General features: G+C 63.9%; 14 protein-coding genes. 6 read left to right on the forward strand and 8 right to left on the reverse strand.

What is annotated here, in order from left to right:
* The first annotated feature begins 46 nt into the window (after nucleotides 1-46).
* The 4 genes from K1X74_15610 to K1X74_15625 all read left to right on the forward strand — a co-directional run bounded on the left by K1X74_15610 (nucleotide 47) and on the right by K1X74_15625 (nucleotide 5,859).
* Nucleotides 47-760: a YggS family pyridoxal phosphate-dependent enzyme gene (locus tag K1X74_15610; GenBank protein ID MBX7167758.1), complete on the forward strand. Its 714-nt coding sequence runs from the start codon at nucleotides 47-49 to the stop codon at nucleotides 758-760.
* Nucleotides 757-1,059, forward strand: a complete 303-nt coding sequence (locus K1X74_15615; protein MBX7167759.1) for a DUF167 domain-containing protein — start codon at nucleotides 757-759, stop codon at nucleotides 1,057-1,059. Before K1X74_15610 ends, K1X74_15615 begins: the two co-directional genes overlap by 4 nt.
* A 213-nt stretch (nucleotides 1,060-1,272) precedes the next feature.
* Nucleotides 1,273-2,577, forward strand: coding sequence for an efflux RND transporter periplasmic adaptor subunit (locus K1X74_15620; protein MBX7167760.1), 1,305 nt, complete (start codon nucleotides 1,273-1,275; stop codon nucleotides 2,575-2,577).
* 12 nt (nucleotides 2,578-2,589) lie between these two features.
* The gene (locus tag K1X74_15625) at nucleotides 2,590-5,859 is read left to right on the forward strand and encodes an efflux RND transporter permease subunit (GenBank protein ID MBX7167761.1); all 3,270 of its coding nucleotides are present in this window, start codon (nucleotides 2,590-2,592) and stop codon (nucleotides 5,857-5,859) included.
* A 39-nt stretch (nucleotides 5,860-5,898) separates the two neighbouring features.
* Here K1X74_15625 and K1X74_15630 read toward each other — a convergent pair whose 3' ends face one another.
* From K1X74_15630 to K1X74_15665, 8 genes are all read right to left on the reverse strand, one after another.
* Nucleotides 5,899-6,303, reverse strand: a complete 405-nt coding sequence (locus tag K1X74_15630) for a DUF2251 domain-containing protein (protein MBX7167762.1) — start codon at nucleotides 6,301-6,303, stop codon at nucleotides 5,899-5,901.
* A gap of 192 nt (nucleotides 6,304-6,495) precedes the next feature.
* Nucleotides 6,496-6,975 carry an SRPBCC family protein gene (locus tag K1X74_15635; protein ID MBX7167763.1) on the reverse strand — a complete coding sequence of 160 codons (480 nt, stop codon included), beginning with the start codon at nucleotides 6,973-6,975 and terminating at the stop codon, nucleotides 6,496-6,498.
* 35 nt (nucleotides 6,976-7,010) lie between these two features.
* Nucleotides 7,011-7,493: a hypothetical protein gene (locus K1X74_15640; GenBank protein MBX7167764.1), complete on the reverse strand. Its 483-nt coding sequence runs from the start codon at nucleotides 7,491-7,493 to the stop codon at nucleotides 7,011-7,013.
* A 141-nt stretch (nucleotides 7,494-7,634) separates the two neighbouring features.
* The gene (locus tag K1X74_15645) at nucleotides 7,635-9,143 is read right to left on the reverse strand and encodes a SpoVR family protein (protein ID MBX7167765.1); all 1,509 of its coding nucleotides are present in this window, start codon (nucleotides 9,141-9,143) and stop codon (nucleotides 7,635-7,637) included.
* Between the two features lie 52 nt (nucleotides 9,144-9,195).
* The gene (locus K1X74_15650; GenBank protein MBX7167766.1) at nucleotides 9,196-10,305 is read right to left on the reverse strand and encodes a DUF444 family protein; all 1,110 of its coding nucleotides are present in this window, start codon (nucleotides 10,303-10,305) and stop codon (nucleotides 9,196-9,198) included.
* A gap of 57 nt (nucleotides 10,306-10,362) precedes the next feature.
* Nucleotides 10,363-12,414 (reverse strand): serine protein kinase, encoded by a 2,052-nt coding sequence (locus K1X74_15655; protein MBX7167767.1) that lies wholly within the window; start codon nucleotides 12,412-12,414, stop codon nucleotides 10,363-10,365.
* Nucleotides 12,415-13,077: 663 nt separating this feature from the next.
* Nucleotides 13,078-13,473: a response regulator gene (locus tag K1X74_15660; protein MBX7167768.1), complete on the reverse strand. Its 396-nt coding sequence runs from the start codon at nucleotides 13,471-13,473 to the stop codon at nucleotides 13,078-13,080.
* Between the two features lie 135 nt (nucleotides 13,474-13,608).
* Nucleotides 13,609-14,967 (reverse strand): NAD(P)/FAD-dependent oxidoreductase, encoded by a 1,359-nt coding sequence (locus tag K1X74_15665; GenBank protein ID MBX7167769.1) that lies wholly within the window; start codon nucleotides 14,965-14,967, stop codon nucleotides 13,609-13,611.
* A gap of 127 nt (nucleotides 14,968-15,094) precedes the next feature.
* On the opposite strand from K1X74_15665, the gene K1X74_15670 reads away from it, so the two are divergent.
* The gene (locus tag K1X74_15670; protein MBX7167770.1) at nucleotides 15,095-16,246 is read left to right on the forward strand and encodes a Xaa-Pro peptidase family protein; all 1,152 of its coding nucleotides are present in this window, start codon (nucleotides 15,095-15,097) and stop codon (nucleotides 16,244-16,246) included.
* A 10-nt stretch (nucleotides 16,247-16,256) separates the two neighbouring features.
* The gene (locus tag K1X74_15675; protein ID MBX7167771.1) at nucleotides 16,257-16,976 is read left to right on the forward strand and encodes a hypothetical protein; all 720 of its coding nucleotides are present in this window, start codon (nucleotides 16,257-16,259) and stop codon (nucleotides 16,974-16,976) included.
* Nucleotides 16,977-16,997 lie beyond the last annotated feature (21 nt).

Below are 16,997 nucleotides of genomic sequence, written 5' to 3' on the forward strand. Positions count from 1 at the left end.
GTTTCGCGTTGCGGCAAGGCTTCGCGCAAGGCGGCGGCTTCAGTCCATGGCGCTTTCACCCCCGTCAGCGCGACGCCTGGCAGACAACCTGGCGCGGGTGCGCGGCGCGATCGACGCCGCGGCCGCGCGTGCAGGCCGCCCGGCCGACGCGGTCCAACTGGTCGCGGTGACGAAATACGTCGGTCCCGAGATTGCCCGCGCGCTGGTCGAAGCCGGGTGCATTGAGTTGGGCGAAAGCCGCCCGCAGGAGCTGTGGCGCAAGGCTGAAGCACTGGCCGACACTGCGGCTCGCTGGCACCTGATCGGTCACTTGCAGACCAACAAGGTGCGGCGGACGGTTCCGCTGGTCTCGTTGATTCATTCGGTCGATACCTGGCGGTTGATCGAGTCGCTCGACGCTGAGGCGGCTGCCTTGAGCGCGCGGCTGCGGATATTTTTGGAAGTGAACATGGCCGGCGAGGCGGCGAAGCATGGTTTCGATCCGCAGAACCTGCCCGAAGTCTGCCGGCGGCTGGGTGAATGGGCGAACCTTGATGTGCGGGGCCTGATGACTATGGGGCCGCTGGAGGGCGGAGCCGAGGCGGCCCGCCGTGCGTTTGCCGGATTGCGCGAGCTCGCTGCGCGGCTCCAGCCGTTTTGCCCCGACGGTACTTCGCTCGCGGAACTATCGATGGGGATGAGCGGCGATTTCGAGGTTGCCATCGAAGAAGGGGCCACGATCGTACGTGTCGGTTCGGCGCTGTTCGAGGGCGTCGCTTGAGCTGCTGCCAGCCACATCCCGAGGGGGCCCTGCTGTGGGTCCGCGCTCAGCCCGGTGCACGGCGGAACGAGCTACGCGGCGTCGACGCCGATCGGCTCAAGGTGGCCGTGTCGCAGGTGGCCGAAAAAGGGAAGGCGAACGCCGCCATCGTCGAGCTGCTGGCCAAGCGACTTGGTTGCAAACGCTCGCAAATCGAACTGATCGCGGGGCCCACCTCGGCCGAAAAGCGCTTCCTGATTCGGGGCGTCGATGTGCTCGAACTGGAGAGCCGGATTGCCGCTGCCACGGCCGAATCGTAGACGCTGCGGGGCCCCCCGGCGCCCGGCCGGTCGGAGCGACGCGAGAAACTTCCCCTGTCCCGGCGCCGCGCACGCTCGACAATCGAAGGGGCTGGACTAGTCTAACCTTGACGCATGTTCGGCTTGCGCCTAGGGTGAATTGGTTAGCTGGCTAATGGATTGCGGCTGGTCCCGGTTGTTCTGTCCTGCCGTGAGCTTGCTGTCTTTATGGGAATGATCCGTTCGAATCTGAGCGCCGTCGTCGTCGTGCTCGTGGCGGGGGCTGGCGTATTGCTGACGGCCGGGGTGGGCCAATATGGCGAGGCGATCTTCGGCAAGGCCAAGGAACAGCCCAAGGCCGAGGCGCGGGCCGTCCCCCGCGCGCCCGTCGTCGTGATGGATGCGGCCTTGGAGAAGATCGAGCTGATCGACGCCTATCACGGCATGGTTCGGCCGTTCGAACGGTTTGTGCTCGCGTTCGAAGTCGCCGGACGGCTCGAAGCGCTCGGCGAGAATGCCGACGGCAAACCTCTCGACGAGGGGGACGCGGTGCAGGTGGGCCAGATGCTGGCCCAGCTCGACCGGCGAATCTTCAACGCTCGCCTCAAAGAGGCCAAGACCCGGTTGGAACAGGCGCAGTACGACATTCGCCGTGCCGAGAACATCCGTAAAGCGAACCCAGAGGTTATCAGCGACACGGAGTACCAGGACTGGGTCACCAAGCTGCAATTGGCCGAAGCCCAGTTTGACATGACGGAAAAAAATGTGCTCGACGCGACGCTCTTGGCGCCGGCGACGGGCGTGCTGTCCAAGCGGATGATCAATCCCGGTGAACTGGTCAACATGCACCAGACGGTTTTCGAGATCATCCAGGTCGATCGCGTGTTGTTGGTACTGGGGGTCCCGGAGTCGCGCATCGCGCCGGTACGCGTGGGCCAGAAGGTGCACGTGTCGATCTTAGCGCGGGATCGATTCGGCGAGGATTGGCCGGAGATGCAGGGCCAGGTATACCGCGTGGCCGAAGCAGCCGATGATCGTTCCGGCTTGTTCGAAGTCGAGGTCCTGCTCGACAACCCGCAAGGCCGGATCCGCCCGGGTCACGTCGCCGAAGGGCGGATCGTCATAGACGAGGTCGAAGGCTATCGCCTGCCGGTCGACGCGGCCGTGGTGCGCGATGGCCAGACGATCATTTTCAGCGTGGACGATGCCGGCCATGCGCAAGCGTATGAAATCGGCGCGGCCCGTGAGCAGGACGGCAGCCTGATCGTGCGCGAACTGCCCGAGGCACACCGGCACGTGGTTGTCCGGGGCCAGCATCGGCTCGTCGCGGGGCGCGAAGTCGAACAGATGCGCGGCGACGACCTGCTCGCCGAAGAAGGCGCCGCGGCAATGGCGGCGCCTGCGCCAGTACCGAATTCCGAGGCGGCGCCCGCGGCTGCCGGCGAGGCTGCCCCGGCGCCCGCGGCCCACGGCGCCGCCGAGAGCCAGGCGCCTGCCCCGCCCTCCGCTACCTTGCCCGAACAGTCCGTTCAGCGCTAGCGTGTTTGCGTCATGAAACTGAGCGATGCCGCGGTCGATCGCCCGAAAGTCGTGATCGTGTTGACGATCATGACCCTGCTGCTGGCCGTCATGAGCGCGTATTTGATCCCGGTTCAGCGCACGCCGGCGATCCATACGGCGATTGTGATGATCAGCATCCCCTACCCCGGCGCCGAGCCGACCGAGGTGGAGGATGAGATCACGGCCAAGATCGAGGAGGCGCTCGAGCGGCTCGACAAGGTCGACTTCATCAGCTCGACCAGCCTTCGCGGTTCGTCCGTCGTGCAGATCGTGTTTCTCGACGGCGTCGACGGCAAACGGGCCCGGGACGACGTCGAACATCTCGTCAACGAGGTGCGCCGGCAGTTGCCGATGGGGCGCGAGGTCCAGCCGATCGTCACCGACCTGGACTTCGAAAGCTTCCCCCTGATGCTCGTCACGCTCACCGGGCCCCAGGGCTACGACGAGCGCGCGCTGAAGCAGACGGCCGAAGACGTGCAGGACATGCTCGAGGGTATTCCCGGCGTGGCCAACACGCAGTTGTTCGGGGGCCGCGAGCGGGAGATTCACGTCGACGTCGATCCGCAATTGCTGTCCCAATACGGGCTGTCGATCGGCGACGTGCGGCGCACGCTCGAAGGGTTTCATGCCCGGATGCCTGGCGGCGTGCTCGATTCGGAATCGCTCGACTTGCACGTGCGGAGCGAGACGAAGTTTCGCGACGTGCACGACATCCGCGAAGCGGTGATCAAGCAGGTCGACGGCCGGCTGATCACGGTGTCGGACGTGGCCGCGGTCGATGATACCTATCGGCGGCTGATGAGCTTCTCGCAGCTCGACGGTAATACGAGCGCGACGATCATCGTCAACAAGGAGTCGGGCATCAACACCCTGGCCACGGCCAAGGTGGTCAAGCAGCGGATCGAGCAGATCGCCGGCACGCTGCCGCACATCAAGATCTCGACGTCGCGCGACATCTCCGAGGATATCTCGGTGATGTTCGAGACACTGGGGTCCGACGCGGTGTTTGGCGCCTGGGTTGTGTTCTTGATCATGGCCCTGTCGATGGGCGTGCGCCTGGCGCTGATCGTCGTGCTGGCGATTCCCTTCGCGGGGGCCGTGTCGCTCGTGTTCCTGTACATGGCCGGCTACGCCGTGTCGAACATGGTGATCTTTAGCTACATCGTCGCCGGCGGGATGGTGATCGATGGGGCGATCATCGTCTCCGATGCCATCTATCGCTATCTCGAACAAGGCTACGACTCGAAGACCGCGGCCAAGCTGGGCACGCACGAGGTGGCGATGCCGGTCTTCGCCGCCGACCTGGTCACCGTGGCCGCCTTTGCCCCCATGATGCTCGTGCCGGGCATCATGGGCGATTTCATGGGCGTGTTGCCGGTCGTAGTTTGCCTGTCGCTGGCCGGGTCGCTAATCGTCGATCACTTCCTGGTGCCGGTCGTGGCATCCATTTGGTTCCGCAACTACAAGGCGAAGACACCGCAGCAGGAGCAGGCAGGCGGCAAGACTGGTTACGCCGTCGGTGGTCTCTGGGCGCCGTTCTATCGCGGCTACGAGGCCATGTTGCGCTGGTCGCTGCGCAATCGCTGGGCGGTCGTCACGTGCTGCGGCATGTCGATCGCCTGGGCCGGAATGATGCTCTACTTCGGACTGATCGGCTACACATTCTTTCCTGGCAGCGACCGCGGCCAGTTTGAGATCAGCTTCGAGATGCCGCTCGGCGCCAGCATCGAAGAGACCGCCGCGGCGGCCAAGTCGATCTACGGACCGCTGGAAGATCTGCGCCAGCGCGGTGAGTTGCGCAACTATGTGACGGCCGTTGGCTCCTCGCAGGCGCTGGCGGCGCGGCTCGACACCGATCCCACGATGGGGCCCGAGTTCGGCAAGGTGATGGTCGAGCTGGTACCGCCAGCGGAGCGCTCGCGCAAAGAAGACGAGATCGTCAATTGGCTGCGCGACACCATTGTGCCGCCGCCGGGGATGACGTTCAAAATCGAGCAAGTCGAAGAAGGCCCGCCGGGCGGATACGACGTCGCGCTGCGGCTTTCCGGCAAAAACCTCGATCAACTCGGCACATTGGGCCGGGCACTTTACAAGCGGCTGGCGCAGATCGAAGGCACCGTCGACGCACGCTGCGACTATCGTGCCGAGAACCCCACGTTGGTCATCGAGCCGCGCCCCAGCGTCGTCGGCATGTTCGACATGACCGAGGCCGACGTCGCCCGGTCGATTCAGACAGTCGTGTTGGGAGATACGACGATCGAACTCCGGCTGGACGACGAGGACGTCACCTTGCGATTGCAGGCGCTGCCCAAGTACCAGCGTTTTGGCCGCGACGTGGCCGACTTGATGCTCGTCAGCCCCACGGGGAAACGCGCCACCGTCGGCGAACTGGCCGACTTGCGGATCGAGAACGGGCTCTATAGCGTCAACCGCCGCGATTTGGACCGGGCCGTGACGGTCATGGCCAACGTCCGCGACGACCTGGGGGTGATTCCCGATCACGTCTTCAAGCAGTTGCGCGAACAGGTGCTGCCAGAATTCGGCCTGCAGTTGGCCGCGGGCAGCCGGGTCAGTTTTATCGGGCAGCCGAACACGCCGGCCGAGGGCATTCGTGCGTCCTTCACCGGCGAAAACGAGGAACGCGACAAGGGTGCATTCTGGCTGTTCAACTCGATGATCCTGGGCGTCGTCCTGATCTTCGGGATCCTCGTGATCCAGTTCTACAGCTTCCGGCAATCGATCGTGGTGATGTCGACCGTGCCGTTGAGCTTCGTGGGCGTGGTCGTGGGGATGCTGGTATGCCAGTTCGACTTCAGCCTGGCGGCCTTCATCGGCCTGGTCAGTCTGACGGGAGTCGTGGTGAACGACGCGATTGTGTTGGTCGATTTTGTCAACGAGGCGATCAAGCGCGGCCTGCCCCTCGACGAGGCCGTCGTCGAAGGCGGCATGAAACGGTGCCGCGCCGTGATCTTGACGATGTTGACTTCGAACGGCGGTATGCTGCCGACGTTTTTCAATTTCTCCGGCGGCTCGGAATTCTGGCAGCCGCTGTGCGGTTCGATCATCTTTGGGCTGCTGGTGTCGGCCTTCCTGACGCTGATCGTCATCCCGGTTGGCTACAGCCTGGCGTATGACCCGTTCGGCACGCGCCGCCGTCGCGAGGCGGGGCTCGTCCCGGCTGGCCTGACGCCGGGCCTGCCATCGCCCGCGCCCGATCTCTTGCCGGCGGGCGCTTATCGCACGGCCCCGCAAGCGACTTGACCCGGTACGCGACCCGGCCGCACGCCGCAACGCGGGCGACTACATCAGCGAATCGAGGGCTTGTTCGTCCCAGCGGTGATCGTAGGTCGACCAGCGTCCGGGAGTCTTGCCGTAATGCTGGCGGCTGTATCCTCGGTGCAGATGGAAGTCGAACACGGCGTGCGTGAAGTCGTTAATCATGAGCGCAGCCTTGTTGCCGTCCAGCGACCAGACGAGCTTGAGCCGCACATCGCGCTCAGCGGCCGGCACGCTCCGAGCTTCGTAGATCTGCACCGCGTCGAGCATCTTGCGCTCGCCGCTGGCGCGATGTTCGACTGCGTAGAAATATCCTGCCTGCCCATCGTCCTCAAAAACGACGCCGCGGGGCGGCGTTTTCCATGGGCCCTGGACCGTCGTTTTCTTGCCGATCGTCAGGGCCGTTTCCAAGGCGACATGCACGGGCATAGGCGCAGACTCCTCCACAGAAAAGAAGGTCCGCCGTGCCGCACGACGAGCGAAGATTGCCTCGTGTGCTCGCGGACTGCGCCTCGGCCTGTTCCCCCGCTTGGCTCTGCGCGATGGGCAGCGCCATGGCCCCTAATATAACCAAAACCTACGGTCCGCCGGCAATCTCTGTACGTGCCGCCGGCCTGCGGCTCAGCCCGGCTCCGCCCTGCAAAGCACGGCCAGGCGTTGTGCAGCCTGGTCGAGAAACGCGGCCGACGCATCGCTGCGGCTGCCTAGCGCTTGGGCCCAGGCTTCATCGGCCGGGACCTGGTACGACTCGATGGCAAGCGCACAGCCACCACCGGGCAGCGGCTCGAGCGAGAGCGTCAACCGGGTTTGCGCCGCATAGTGCGGCGCGGGCTGGCCATCGAGCCACTCGGCCACGAACTCCCAGGCGAGCCGATGAGGCGGCTCCCACACGACGACCCGTTCGTGACGCGTGAACCGCTGCGAACCCCAGGGCCCCTCGACCTGCTGCAACCGGCCAAGGCCTTCGCCCGCGAGCACGAAGGCGCGCTCGACGCAGGGGAACCAATCGGGCAGCCGCTGCGGCTCGGCGACGATAGCCCAGACGGCGCTCGGCGGCGCGGCCACGGTCGTCCGGCGCACGATGTGAATCGGGTCGGGCATGCGCAGCTCTGTCTATGCGGACAATCTGTCGCGGGCTAACTCGTGGCCACCGCGGCAAAGTCGTCGACCAATCGCAGCCAGACCTCGCGCGTCACATGGGCCGCTACGCGCTGCCGGGGATTGCCCACCGCCTTGGCATAGCGAGCCAATTCGAACTTGCCGGTGCGCGTGACGAGCAGCTCGTAATAGCGCGTACCGTCGTCGTCTTTTTGCGGTGGATTCGAGCGAAGTTGCACGGTGCAGCCCTGGGCGTCGATTTCCACGGGACTGATCCGCTCGAGCAGATAGGTGAGCCGTGCGGAGAGATCCTGGCCAAGTTGTTTGAGCCGATCGAGCCCGACGCCCGCGACCCGATCGGCGGTCAGCTCGAAACGGTCGAAGGCACATCCCAAGGCGTCGAGCCCTGACAACTCGCACTCGAGTTGCAGGTCGTCGTGTCGTGCGGTCAGCAGATGCAGTTGATTCTGAAAGGATGGGACAGCATCGAGTGCCGTGCGGGCCGCCTGCTTCAGACTCATGGCAATTCCACCTCGCGCGCCGGCGGGGCGCGCCTCGGAAAAATCGGGAGTTCTCTGTTCACTTCGGGTTGCAGAACCGTGATGTGGAGCTAGTCGTTTCTTCGACCGGCCTGGCCGCGATATTTGACCCCAACTACCGGATCAGCCGGATTGCTTCTGCTTTTCCATACTATGCTCGTGGCCGTCGTAGGACAGGACCGCCTTTCCCCCGTCGAGCACGCTCTCGATATGCACGGGTCGCGACCACAGGCGGTGTAAGTTGACGAGCGTGTCGTGGGCGTAGTTGAGCTGTAGCTCGACGCCGCTGAAGACGTGTTCGAGGAACAGCTCGCCCCGGTTCTTATAATTACCATCGCGCACCTGGATGATCGGCCGGCCCATATTGGTCAGGCTGAACAGCAAGCGTTGCTTGATCTTGGGAAATTCGCGGCTTTCGATCTCGTAAGCCTCGGCTTCGCGGTTGTAGCCAAACGAAAAGAGTCGGTGCTGCCGACAGAAATCGAGCGTGAGGAACTCGTCGATGAACGTCAGGTCGTTGTGAATCCGGCGGACCTCGAAGATCTTGCGGCGCCCCTGTCCTGCGCCGGTGTCCCAATCACGCTTGCGCGCGACGTCGTCGCACTCTTCGAACTCGCGGCCGTGGCGCCCGCGATTCCAGCGATCTTCGATGTCGCGGAATAGCTCGAGTCCGAGCTTGTACGGATTCAGGCGTGTGGGTGAAGTCGCCATCGTGCCGGAATGGTGATCGGCATAATCGACGATGTCGGCCGCCGTCAGGGCGTGCTGCGTCATGATGGTCGAGTGCCAATAGCTGGCCCAACCCTCGTTCATGATCTTGGTCTGGCCCTGCGGGGCGAAATAGTACGCCTCGTCCCGAATGATCGACAGCACGTCGAGCTGCCAGGCCCGTAGCGGCGCGTGCTCGAGCAGAAACAGCATCACGTCGCGGGCCGGTTCGCGGGGATGCTGCTGCGATTGCTGTTGCTGCAGGCGTAGCCGCTCGGCCTCGGCCGCGAGCACCTGCGGTGGATTGACGAACGGCTCGAGATACGACTTCGACTCGAACCGCCCTGGACGGACCGGCTGCTCGTCTTCGCTCGCCGGGACCTCTCGAACCGGGTCACGGCGGCGAATTGCAGTCGAGTGAATATCGATCAGGTCTTCGATGCTCAAGCAAGCGTCGATGAAGGCTTCGACTTCGTCCACGCCGTAGCGATCCATGTACCGCCGGATGCGGTTGCCGTGATTGGCCATCCCGTCCATCATCTTGCGATCGGTGTGGGCGAAATAGGCGTTGTTCTTGAAGAAATCGCAGTGCCCGTAGACGTGGGCCATGACGAGCTTCTGGTCGGACAGCGCGTTGGACCGCATCAGGTAGGCGTAGCAGGGGTCGTTGTTGATGACCAGCTCGTAGATCTTTTGCAGGCCGTAAACGTAGCCCTTGCTCAGTTGCTCGTACTCCATACCGAAGCGCCAGTGCGGATAACGCACCGGAAAGCCACCGTAGGCCGCGATCTCGTTGAGCTGGTCGTAATCGACCACCTCGAAAATCGTCTGGTAGAAGTCGAGCCCGTGGCGCCGCGCGTACTCCTCGATCTCGACCTGGAGTCGGGCGAGTTCGGCGGGCAGGGGTTTGTGTTGGGTGCGCAAGACCATGATTGCCACGAAAGCCGTCCGCGCCGGCCGATCCGGCGGCGGGGGCTTACTTCCCCTTCCCCAGGAAGAGCTTGATCGAGTCGAGGATCGCGTCCTTATCCGGAATCTCCGAAGTCACCAGCTTGTCGGTCTCCGCGCCGAGGTTGTCCGCCAGGGCCCGCAAAAACTCGCCGCTGCCATACGGGCTTTCGACTTGCCCGTAGCAAAACAAATTGACGGCCGGCAGCAGCCGCTGGCGCAGCAGCCGGAAGCAGGTCTCGTTGTCTTCTCCCCAGTTGTCGCCGTCCGAGAAATGAAAGCAGTAGACGTTCCACTCGCTTGTCGGGAATTGCTGTTCGATCAGATCGGCGCACAGCTTGTAGGCCGAGCTGATCCGGGTCCCGCCGCTCTCGCGGGTGTGATAAAAGGTCTGCTCGTCGACTTCTTTGGCCACCGCGTCGTGGATGATGTAGCGAATCTCTAGGCCGTCGTATTGCTTGCGCAGCCAGGTGTCGATCCAGAACGCCTCGATCCGCACGATCTCCTTTTGCTCGTCGGTCATCGAGCCGGAGACGTCCATCATGTAGAAGATGGCCGCGCTGGCCTCGGGCTTCTCGATCGTGCGCCACGAGCGGTAACGCTTGTCCTCGGGGATCGGCACGATCCGCGGGTCGCCGGCGTCGTAGGTTTTCGAGATGATCTCGCGACGCAGGGCTTCTTTGAACGTGCGCTTGAAATGGCGCAACGACTCGGGGCCCGCGCGCCGGACCCCCGTGTACTTGGTCTTCTCTTCGACGATCGTTGCCCGCCCACGGGGCTCGATGTTGGGCAATTGCAACTCGTCGCCGAGTATCTCGGCCAACTCATCCAGCGAGACCTCGACCTCGAGGATGTGCGCGCCTGGGTCGCTGCCGGCTTGCCCCTGGCCGCTGTTGGGGTCGCCGCCGGGGCCGAGTTGATCGCCGGTTTCACCTTCCCCCTGCCCCACGCCGCCCGAGCCATTCTTGCCGAAACGAAAATGGGGGATGTCGAGCTGTGGAATCGGGATGCTGACCAGGTCGCGTCCTTTGCGCCCGATCATCTCGCCGTGGCTGACATACTTGCGCAGATTCTGCCGAATCTTGCCGCGGACGATCTGGCGGAAGCGGGACTGGTCCCGCTCGATGCGCATTACCATTTCCCTGGATCCCCTGGCGTGCCCCGTGGCACGAACTCGCGATTCCGCCGGCCGACGTCAATTCGAGGCCTTGGCGTCTCCGCGGGCAAAAATGCTGGCCACGTAATTCAGCACGTCGGTGGCGCTTTCCTCGTTGTAGCCGTAGTCGCGAATCAGCCGCTGCTTGACGATGTCGATCTTGGCCTGGGTCTCGGCATCGACGACGTTCGAGACCAGGCTCGTGAGCTTGATCGTGTCTTTCTGATCCTCGAACAGCTTGAGCTCCAGGGCCCGGTAGAGCCGTTCGTTGGTCTTGTAGTCGAACTGGCGGCCGTCGATCGACAAGGCACCGATGTAGTTCATGATTTCCCGGCGGAAATCGTCCTTGCGGCTTTCCGGGATGTCGATCTTCTCTTCGATCGACCGCATCAGCCGCTCGTCCGGGTCTTGGTACTGGCCGGTGAACTTGTTCTTCACCTTTTCCCGCTGCGTGTAGGCCTTGACGTTGTCGATGTAGTTGCCGCACAGCCGTTTCATGGCGTCCTCGTCGGCGGCGATGGCGCGTTGGACCTCGTTCTTGACGATGTTCTCGTACTCTTCCTTGACCACGGTGAGCAGCTCGCGATAGCTCGCGCGAGTGTCGTCATGCGTGATCAAGCTATGATGCTTGAGCCCCGCATCCAGCTCGTTGAGCACCATGAAGGGGTTGATCGAAGTCGCCTCGGGATGGGCGACCAGGGCATTGGAGATCTTGTCCTGGACGTATCGGGGTGAAATCCCGTGCATGCCTTCGTTGACGGCCTCGTTGCGCAACTCGGCGATATTCTCCTCGGTGAAGCCGGGCAGGCTCTTGCCGTTGTACAGCTTGAGCTTCTGCAGCAGCGTCAGGCTCGCGTTTTTGGGTTGTTCGAGCCGAGTGAGCACGGCCCACATGGCGGCCATTTCGATCGTGTGCGGCGCGATATGCTTGCCGCGCACCTTGTGGGGGTTGTAGTCCTTTTCGTAGATCTTGATTTCGTCGGCCAGCCGCGTGACGTAGGGGATGTCGATCTTGACCGTGCGGTCGCGCAGGGCCTCCATGAATTCGTTGTTCTGCAGACGGCGATACTCGGGCTCGTTCGTGTGGCCGATGATCACCTCGTCGATGTCGGTCTGCGCGAATTTCTTCGGCTTGACCTTGTGTTCCTGGCTGGCACCCAGCAGGTCGTACAAAAACGCGACGTCGAGCTTCAGTACTTCGACGAATTCGATCAGGCCCCGATTGGCGACGTTGAATTCGCCGTCGAAATTGAAGGCCCGTGGGTCGCTGTCGCTGCCGTACTCGGCGATCTTGCGGTAGTTGATGTCGCCCGTCAGCTCGGTCGAATCCTGGTTCTTTTCGTCCTTGGGCTGGAACGTGCCGATGCCGACGCGGTCCTTCTCGGACAGGACGACCCGTTTCACTCGGACTTCGTTGATCACCCGGGTCCAGTCGCCGTTGTTGGCCTTCAGTCGCTCGGCATAGACGAACCGGCAGAAGGGACACAACTCGCCGGTGATCTTCACGTGGTAATCGTCCGATGGACGGCCCACGTTGAGACTGTCCATGACATCGCGGCGAAAGCGCTCGGGCACCAGGTGCAGCGGCTCTTCGTGCATCGGGCACCAGTGCACGTGCTTCGAATCGTCGGGCGACACCCAGCCGAGCGAATAGAGTGCTCCGGCGTCGGTGTTCGAATAGCGTTCCAGGCCCTTCTTGAGCAAGCGGGCAATGGTGCTCTTGCTGCTGCCGACCGGGCCGTGCAGCAACAGCACGCGTTTCTCGATGCCGTAGCCTTGGGCCGCGCTCTTGAAGGCGTTGACCAGGTGGGTCATGGCCTCGTCGAGACCAAACACGGCGTCGCGCCCGTGGTCGTCGGGGTCGTCGAAGAAGCGGTAGCGCAACTTCTTTTCTCGGCCCTGCTCATAGGTCTCGGTGCCATAGCAGAGCACCATGTCGTAGAGCCGTTCGAAGGCGTTGCGCGTGACGCGAGGATTTTCCCGCACGCAATCGAGGTAGTCCTCGAACGAGCCTTCCCACGTCTTCCGGCGAAACTGGTCGAGATCCTGGCGTTGCCCGATCAAGGCGATGACTTCGCGACCTTGGCCCATGTCGTGACCTCCGCATGCGCGGTGTGAAGTTTTGAGGCAGGGCGCGCACCGGGCCGCGGCCTGCGTGATGTGCCGACAGTTGCCGTCACCTCCTACCTTGCCGCGCGTTGCCTAGATTCACCCATCGATCGAGTCGCTCGGTTCCGTACGCGCAGGGTCCACCGCCAGCGGCGGTCCGAAGGGCATAACGGCCGGGGCATCGGAGCAATGAGCCCGCAGGCGCCCCGGGAAACAAGTCGCTTCGCCCGGGGCCATGCTTGGCCCGGTTCCTGCCGGTGCCGCCGGAGCGAACTTGCGAAAGAGCAGCGAAAAAAGCGACGCAGGTGAGATAGGTCGATTGCGACGGCGAAAAGGTCGGGCTTCCGTTCCCTAACGCGTCCCCTATCCTTCCTGACTTATAAGTATCGCTTGATCCTTGCGATGCGGCAATATCGGATTGGCGAGTCGGCAGCTCGACCAGGCCTGGAATGTAGTACCTAAGCCAATGGCAGGGATCGACTTGCGATTCCGCACCAGTGCCGACGCTCAGCGAGCGCAGCCGGGCCACCGACGCACTAGACCCCCGGTAGAGTCAATGCACACTCGCGGGGTGTCGGTTTCCTGGCGAGCACCGGACCACTTGGAAACACCGGCACGGGCCGCTTGCCGACCCTGCGCAGCAGTTCACGAGGCCATCAGCCGATCGACGCTTTCGAGCAGCCGGTCCATGGCAAACGGCTTCCGGATGTAATCGTCGACGCCCAACATCTCGGCATAGGCCTTATGCCGGCTGCCTTCGTTGGCGGTAATCATGATTACTCGCAGGGGCATCGGCCGCGACCGGCGGAGCTTTTCTAGCACGAGAAAGCCGCTGCGCTTGGGCATCATCATGTCGAGAATCACCAGGTCGGGATCCTCGCGCTCGGCCATGGCCAGGCCCTGGTTTCCGTCGCGGGCGACCATGATCTGGTAACCCCGGGTCTCCAGCGCAAAACGCATCGAATCGATGATCTCGGGATCGTCGTCGACGAGTAGGATGCGCTTAGAGGTAGGCTTCTTAGGGCTGGTTTCCTCGACCATGGCGATGCCGTCCGGGGCGGGCTGAAAGAAGGCGGGGTGGCCAGGCGAACTGGCTCACAGTTGCCATGAGAGATAGCCGACCGGCTGCCGGTTTGCAAGCAGCCCGGCCTGCGTTTCCCAAGCCTCGTAGCCGGTTTACATCCGCACGGCGGTGGCGCGTGCCGCGGCGCCGTCGCCATCGTCGCCGGCCGGAAGCGCCAAGTGCGGAGGCAGCACATGCTCGCCGGTGATCAGCCGCGCCGAACGGGCCCGAGTAACGTAGTTCGCGGCCCATTGAACCAGCACCAGCACGCGATTCTGAAATTGAATCAGGAACATGATGTGCACAAACAGCCATGCCAGCCAGGCCAGGAAACCTGACAGCCGCACCCGACCAAAATCGGCCACCGCCTGGGCGCGGCCGATCGTGGCCATATTGCCGCGATCGTGGTAGACGAACCGGGCCTGTGGCGTGAGCCCGCGCAGCCGGTCGTTGATCTGTCGGGCCACGAAGCGCCCTTGTTGCATGGCGACCGGGGCCACGCCGGGCAGAGGGTGGTCGCCTTGGTGGCGATAACTCGCCAAATCGCCGATCACGAAAATCTCCGGGTGGCCCGGTACGGTGAGATTGGCTTCGACCACCACGCGCCCGGCACGATCGAGCGGAGCGCGGGCGCGCTGATGCAAGCGCTCGCCGAGCGGCGACGCCTGTACGCCGGCCGCCCAAAAGACGGTGCGCGTGAACAGGGTGATCGATTGGCCACCCCGTTCATAGACCACCCGGTCGGGCTCGATGGCAGTGACCCGGGCGTCGGTCTGGACATCGACTCCCAGTCGCTGCAGCGAATCGAGCGCCCGTGCGGAGAGCACCTCGGGATAGGTCGAGAGGACGCGCGGTCCTGCTTCGAGCAACAAGATCTTGGCTTGGCTGGTATCGATGTGTCGGAAGTCGCGGCGTAGCGTCTGGTGGGCCAGTTCCCCGATCGCACCGGCCAGTTCCACGCCGGTCGGTCCCGCGCCAATCACGACGAACGTCATGGCCGCCTGGCGCAAGTCCTCGTCGCTTTCGCGTTCCGCCGCCTCGAAAGCGATAAACACCCTGCAGCGCATTTCGGTGGCGTCTTCGATCGTCTTCAGACCCGGCGCCGCCGCTTCCCACTCGGGGTGGCCGAAGTAGTGGTGCCTGGCCCCCGCCGCGACGATCAGGGTGTCGTAGGGGAGCGATCCGTCGTTGAGGATGACGCGGCGCTGTTCCACGTCGAAATCGACCACCTCGCCCAGGAGCACACGGGTGTTCGACTGACGTTTGAGCACCGAGCGGAGCGGCGCGGCGATGTTGGCCGGCGAAAGCCCGCCGGTAGCCACCTGATATAAGAGCGGCTGGAACAGGTGGAAGTTGCGGCGGTCGAGTAGCGTGATCAGCGCCTGGCTGCGGCGAAGCTGCTTGGCGGCATACAATCCGCCGAAGCCTCCGCCGACGATGACCACGTGATGTCCCGCGCCGGGGTATTGCATGACGCGGTTATCTTACCACTCGCGGTGAACCGCCGGGATACGTCGGTCGCCGCGTGCCCGCTGGCGACCGGGCGGCCCTGGCGGTATAGATGGCCATGGATTAACCCATTGCAGGAATCATCCCCCGATGTTGACCGCCGAAGGCTGCCGCCAGCGTCGCGAGCGGCTGTGGGCCGCTTGCCCTGAGTCGCTGGACGCCCTGCTCATCGCCGATCCGCAGCACCTGGTCTACCTGGCCGACTACGCGCCTTCACCTTTCGTGTTTCGCACGACGAATTCCGGCGCTTTGCTCGTCCTCACGCGCCAAGGTCCGAGCATCCTGATCGCCGACAATTTCATGAAGGCCGTGGCCGACGCTGCACACGTCGACGAGCGCGTATTGCCGATCTGGTACCGCGGCGTCGAAACGGCGCCGATCCGCCGAGGGCGCCTGATCGAGGCCGTGGCCGAACGCCTCGGCCAACTTCCGGGGACGCACTTCGGTTACGAGCCGGGGCATGTCCCGGCCGGCGTCGTCGAGCGCCTGCGCGACGAGCGGGGCGAGATTTCGCTGTTCGACATAGCGCCCATCCTCCACCGGCTCAAGCGGTCGAAAGACGCTGACGAACTGGCGATGATTCGCCGGTCGCTGCGCGCGGCCGAGGCCGGTTATGCCGCCGCCCTGGCCGAGGCTCGGCCAGGGATGAGCGAGCTCGACTTGTTCCTGCTCGTCCAGAACGCCGTGCTGCGGGCCGACGGTGAACAATTGCAGCTCTACGGCGATTTCGTCAGCGGTCCGCGTACGGCCGCCGTCGGCGGGCTGCCGAGCGCTCGCGTGATTGAGCCGGGCGACCTGGTACTGATCGACTTTTCGGCCGTCGTACACGGCTACCGGGGCGATCTTGCCAACACATTTGCCTGCGGAGCTGGCCCCACGCCGCGGCAGCGCGAAATGTACGAGGCGATTCTCGAGGCCTTGGCCGCGGCCGAGACGGTTCTGGCCGCCGGGCGCCCCGCGCGCGACGTCGATCGCACGGTGCGCTCCAGCTTTGCGGCCCGGGGACTTGCCGAGCGATTTACTTCGCACAGCGGGCACGGCATTGGTTTGGGGCATCCCGATCCGCCGTACTTCGTCCCGGAAAGCGCCGATGTGTTGCAGGTGGGCGACGTCGTGGCGGTCGAGCCGGGGTTATATTTCCCAGGCGAGTTCGGCATGCGCTACGAGCACAACTACCTGATCACCGAGTCGGGCTATGAGCGGCTTTCGCAACATGCGCTGCAGATTGATCAACCGGCGTAAAGTGAGTGGTTTGGCCTGGCCCCTGGCCGGGGCCATTTGCTGGCTGTCCATCGGGGGTTTGATCGCGGCGGCTTTGGCGGCCGACGATCACCCTGCGAACGACCGCGAGTCGTTGGGCGAGTTTCAAGTGCTGGTGGGCTCCTGGCGGGGTGTCGGCCAACCCAAACGCGGTTCGACCCGCGACGCCTGGACCGAGCGCGGCGCCTGCGCCTGGGAGTTTCGCGACGGTGCCGCGGCGCTGGTCTTCTCGATCGAGGGCGCCAAGCACTATCGCCTGCTCAGAATCACCCCGAGCGACGAGCCCAACACCTGGCGATTGTCGGCGACGCGGGCCGAGAGCGATGCGATCGATGCGTTTACGGGTAGCAAGTCGCCCGCGGGGCAGATCGTGTTTTCGGCGGCCGACGAGGGTGCGCTGGCGGCACAATTGACTCTGCGGACCGTGGCCGATGGTGATCGCCTGCTGGTGTTGCTCGAGCAGCGCAACAAGCAGCAGCTCACGCGACTGGCCGAGATCGGCTACACCCGTCAAGGCAGCAACTTCGGCAAGGGTGTGACCTACCGCGAGTGCATCGTCACCGGCGGACTGGGCACGATTGCCGTCGAGCACAATGGGCAGACCTATTACGTCTGCTGCGGCGGCTGCAAGGAATTGTTCGAGGCCGACCCAGAGGCCGTGATCGCCGAGTACAAGCAGCGGCGCGAGCAGAAACAGGTGGACAACAAATAGCCGCTTGGTCGGCTGCTTACG

This window comes from Pirellulales bacterium (genome assembly GCA_019694435.1).
In the GTDB taxonomy this organism is placed as follows: domain Bacteria; phylum Planctomycetota; class Planctomycetia; order Pirellulales; family JAEUIK01; genus JAIBBZ01.

Coding starts and splice junctions, on each gene's coding strand:
- K1X74_15610 (MBX7167758.1), top strand. CDS start 47: ATGGCGCTTTCACCCCCGTCAGCGCGACGCCTGGCAGACAACCTGGCG.
- K1X74_15620 (MBX7167760.1), top strand. CDS start 1,273: ATGATCCGTTCGAATCTGAGCGCCGTCGTCGTCGTGCTCGTGGCGGGG.
- K1X74_15625 (MBX7167761.1), top strand. CDS start 2,590: ATGAAACTGAGCGATGCCGCGGTCGATCGCCCGAAAGTCGTGATCGTG.
- K1X74_15630 (MBX7167762.1), bottom strand. CDS start 6,303: ATGCCCGTGCATGTCGCCTTGGAAACGGCCCTGACGATCGGCAAGAAA.
- K1X74_15635 (MBX7167763.1), bottom strand. CDS start 6,975: ATGCCCGACCCGATTCACATCGTGCGCCGGACGACCGTGGCCGCGCCG.
- K1X74_15640 (MBX7167764.1), bottom strand. CDS start 7,493: ATGAGTCTGAAGCAGGCGGCCCGCACGGCACTCGATGCTGTCCCATCC.
- K1X74_15650 (MBX7167766.1), bottom strand. CDS start 10,305: ATGGTAATGCGCATCGAGCGGGACCAGTCCCGCTTCCGCCAGATCGTC.
- K1X74_15655 (MBX7167767.1), bottom strand. CDS start 12,414: ATGGGCCAAGGTCGCGAAGTCATCGCCTTGATCGGGCAACGCCAGGAT.
- K1X74_15660 (MBX7167768.1), bottom strand. CDS start 13,473: ATGGTCGAGGAAACCAGCCCTAAGAAGCCTACCTCTAAGCGCATCCTA.
- K1X74_15665 (MBX7167769.1), bottom strand. CDS start 14,967: ATGCAATACCCCGGCGCGGGACATCACGTGGTCATCGTCGGCGGAGGC.
- K1X74_15670 (MBX7167770.1), top strand. CDS start 15,095: ATGTTGACCGCCGAAGGCTGCCGCCAGCGTCGCGAGCGGCTGTGGGCC.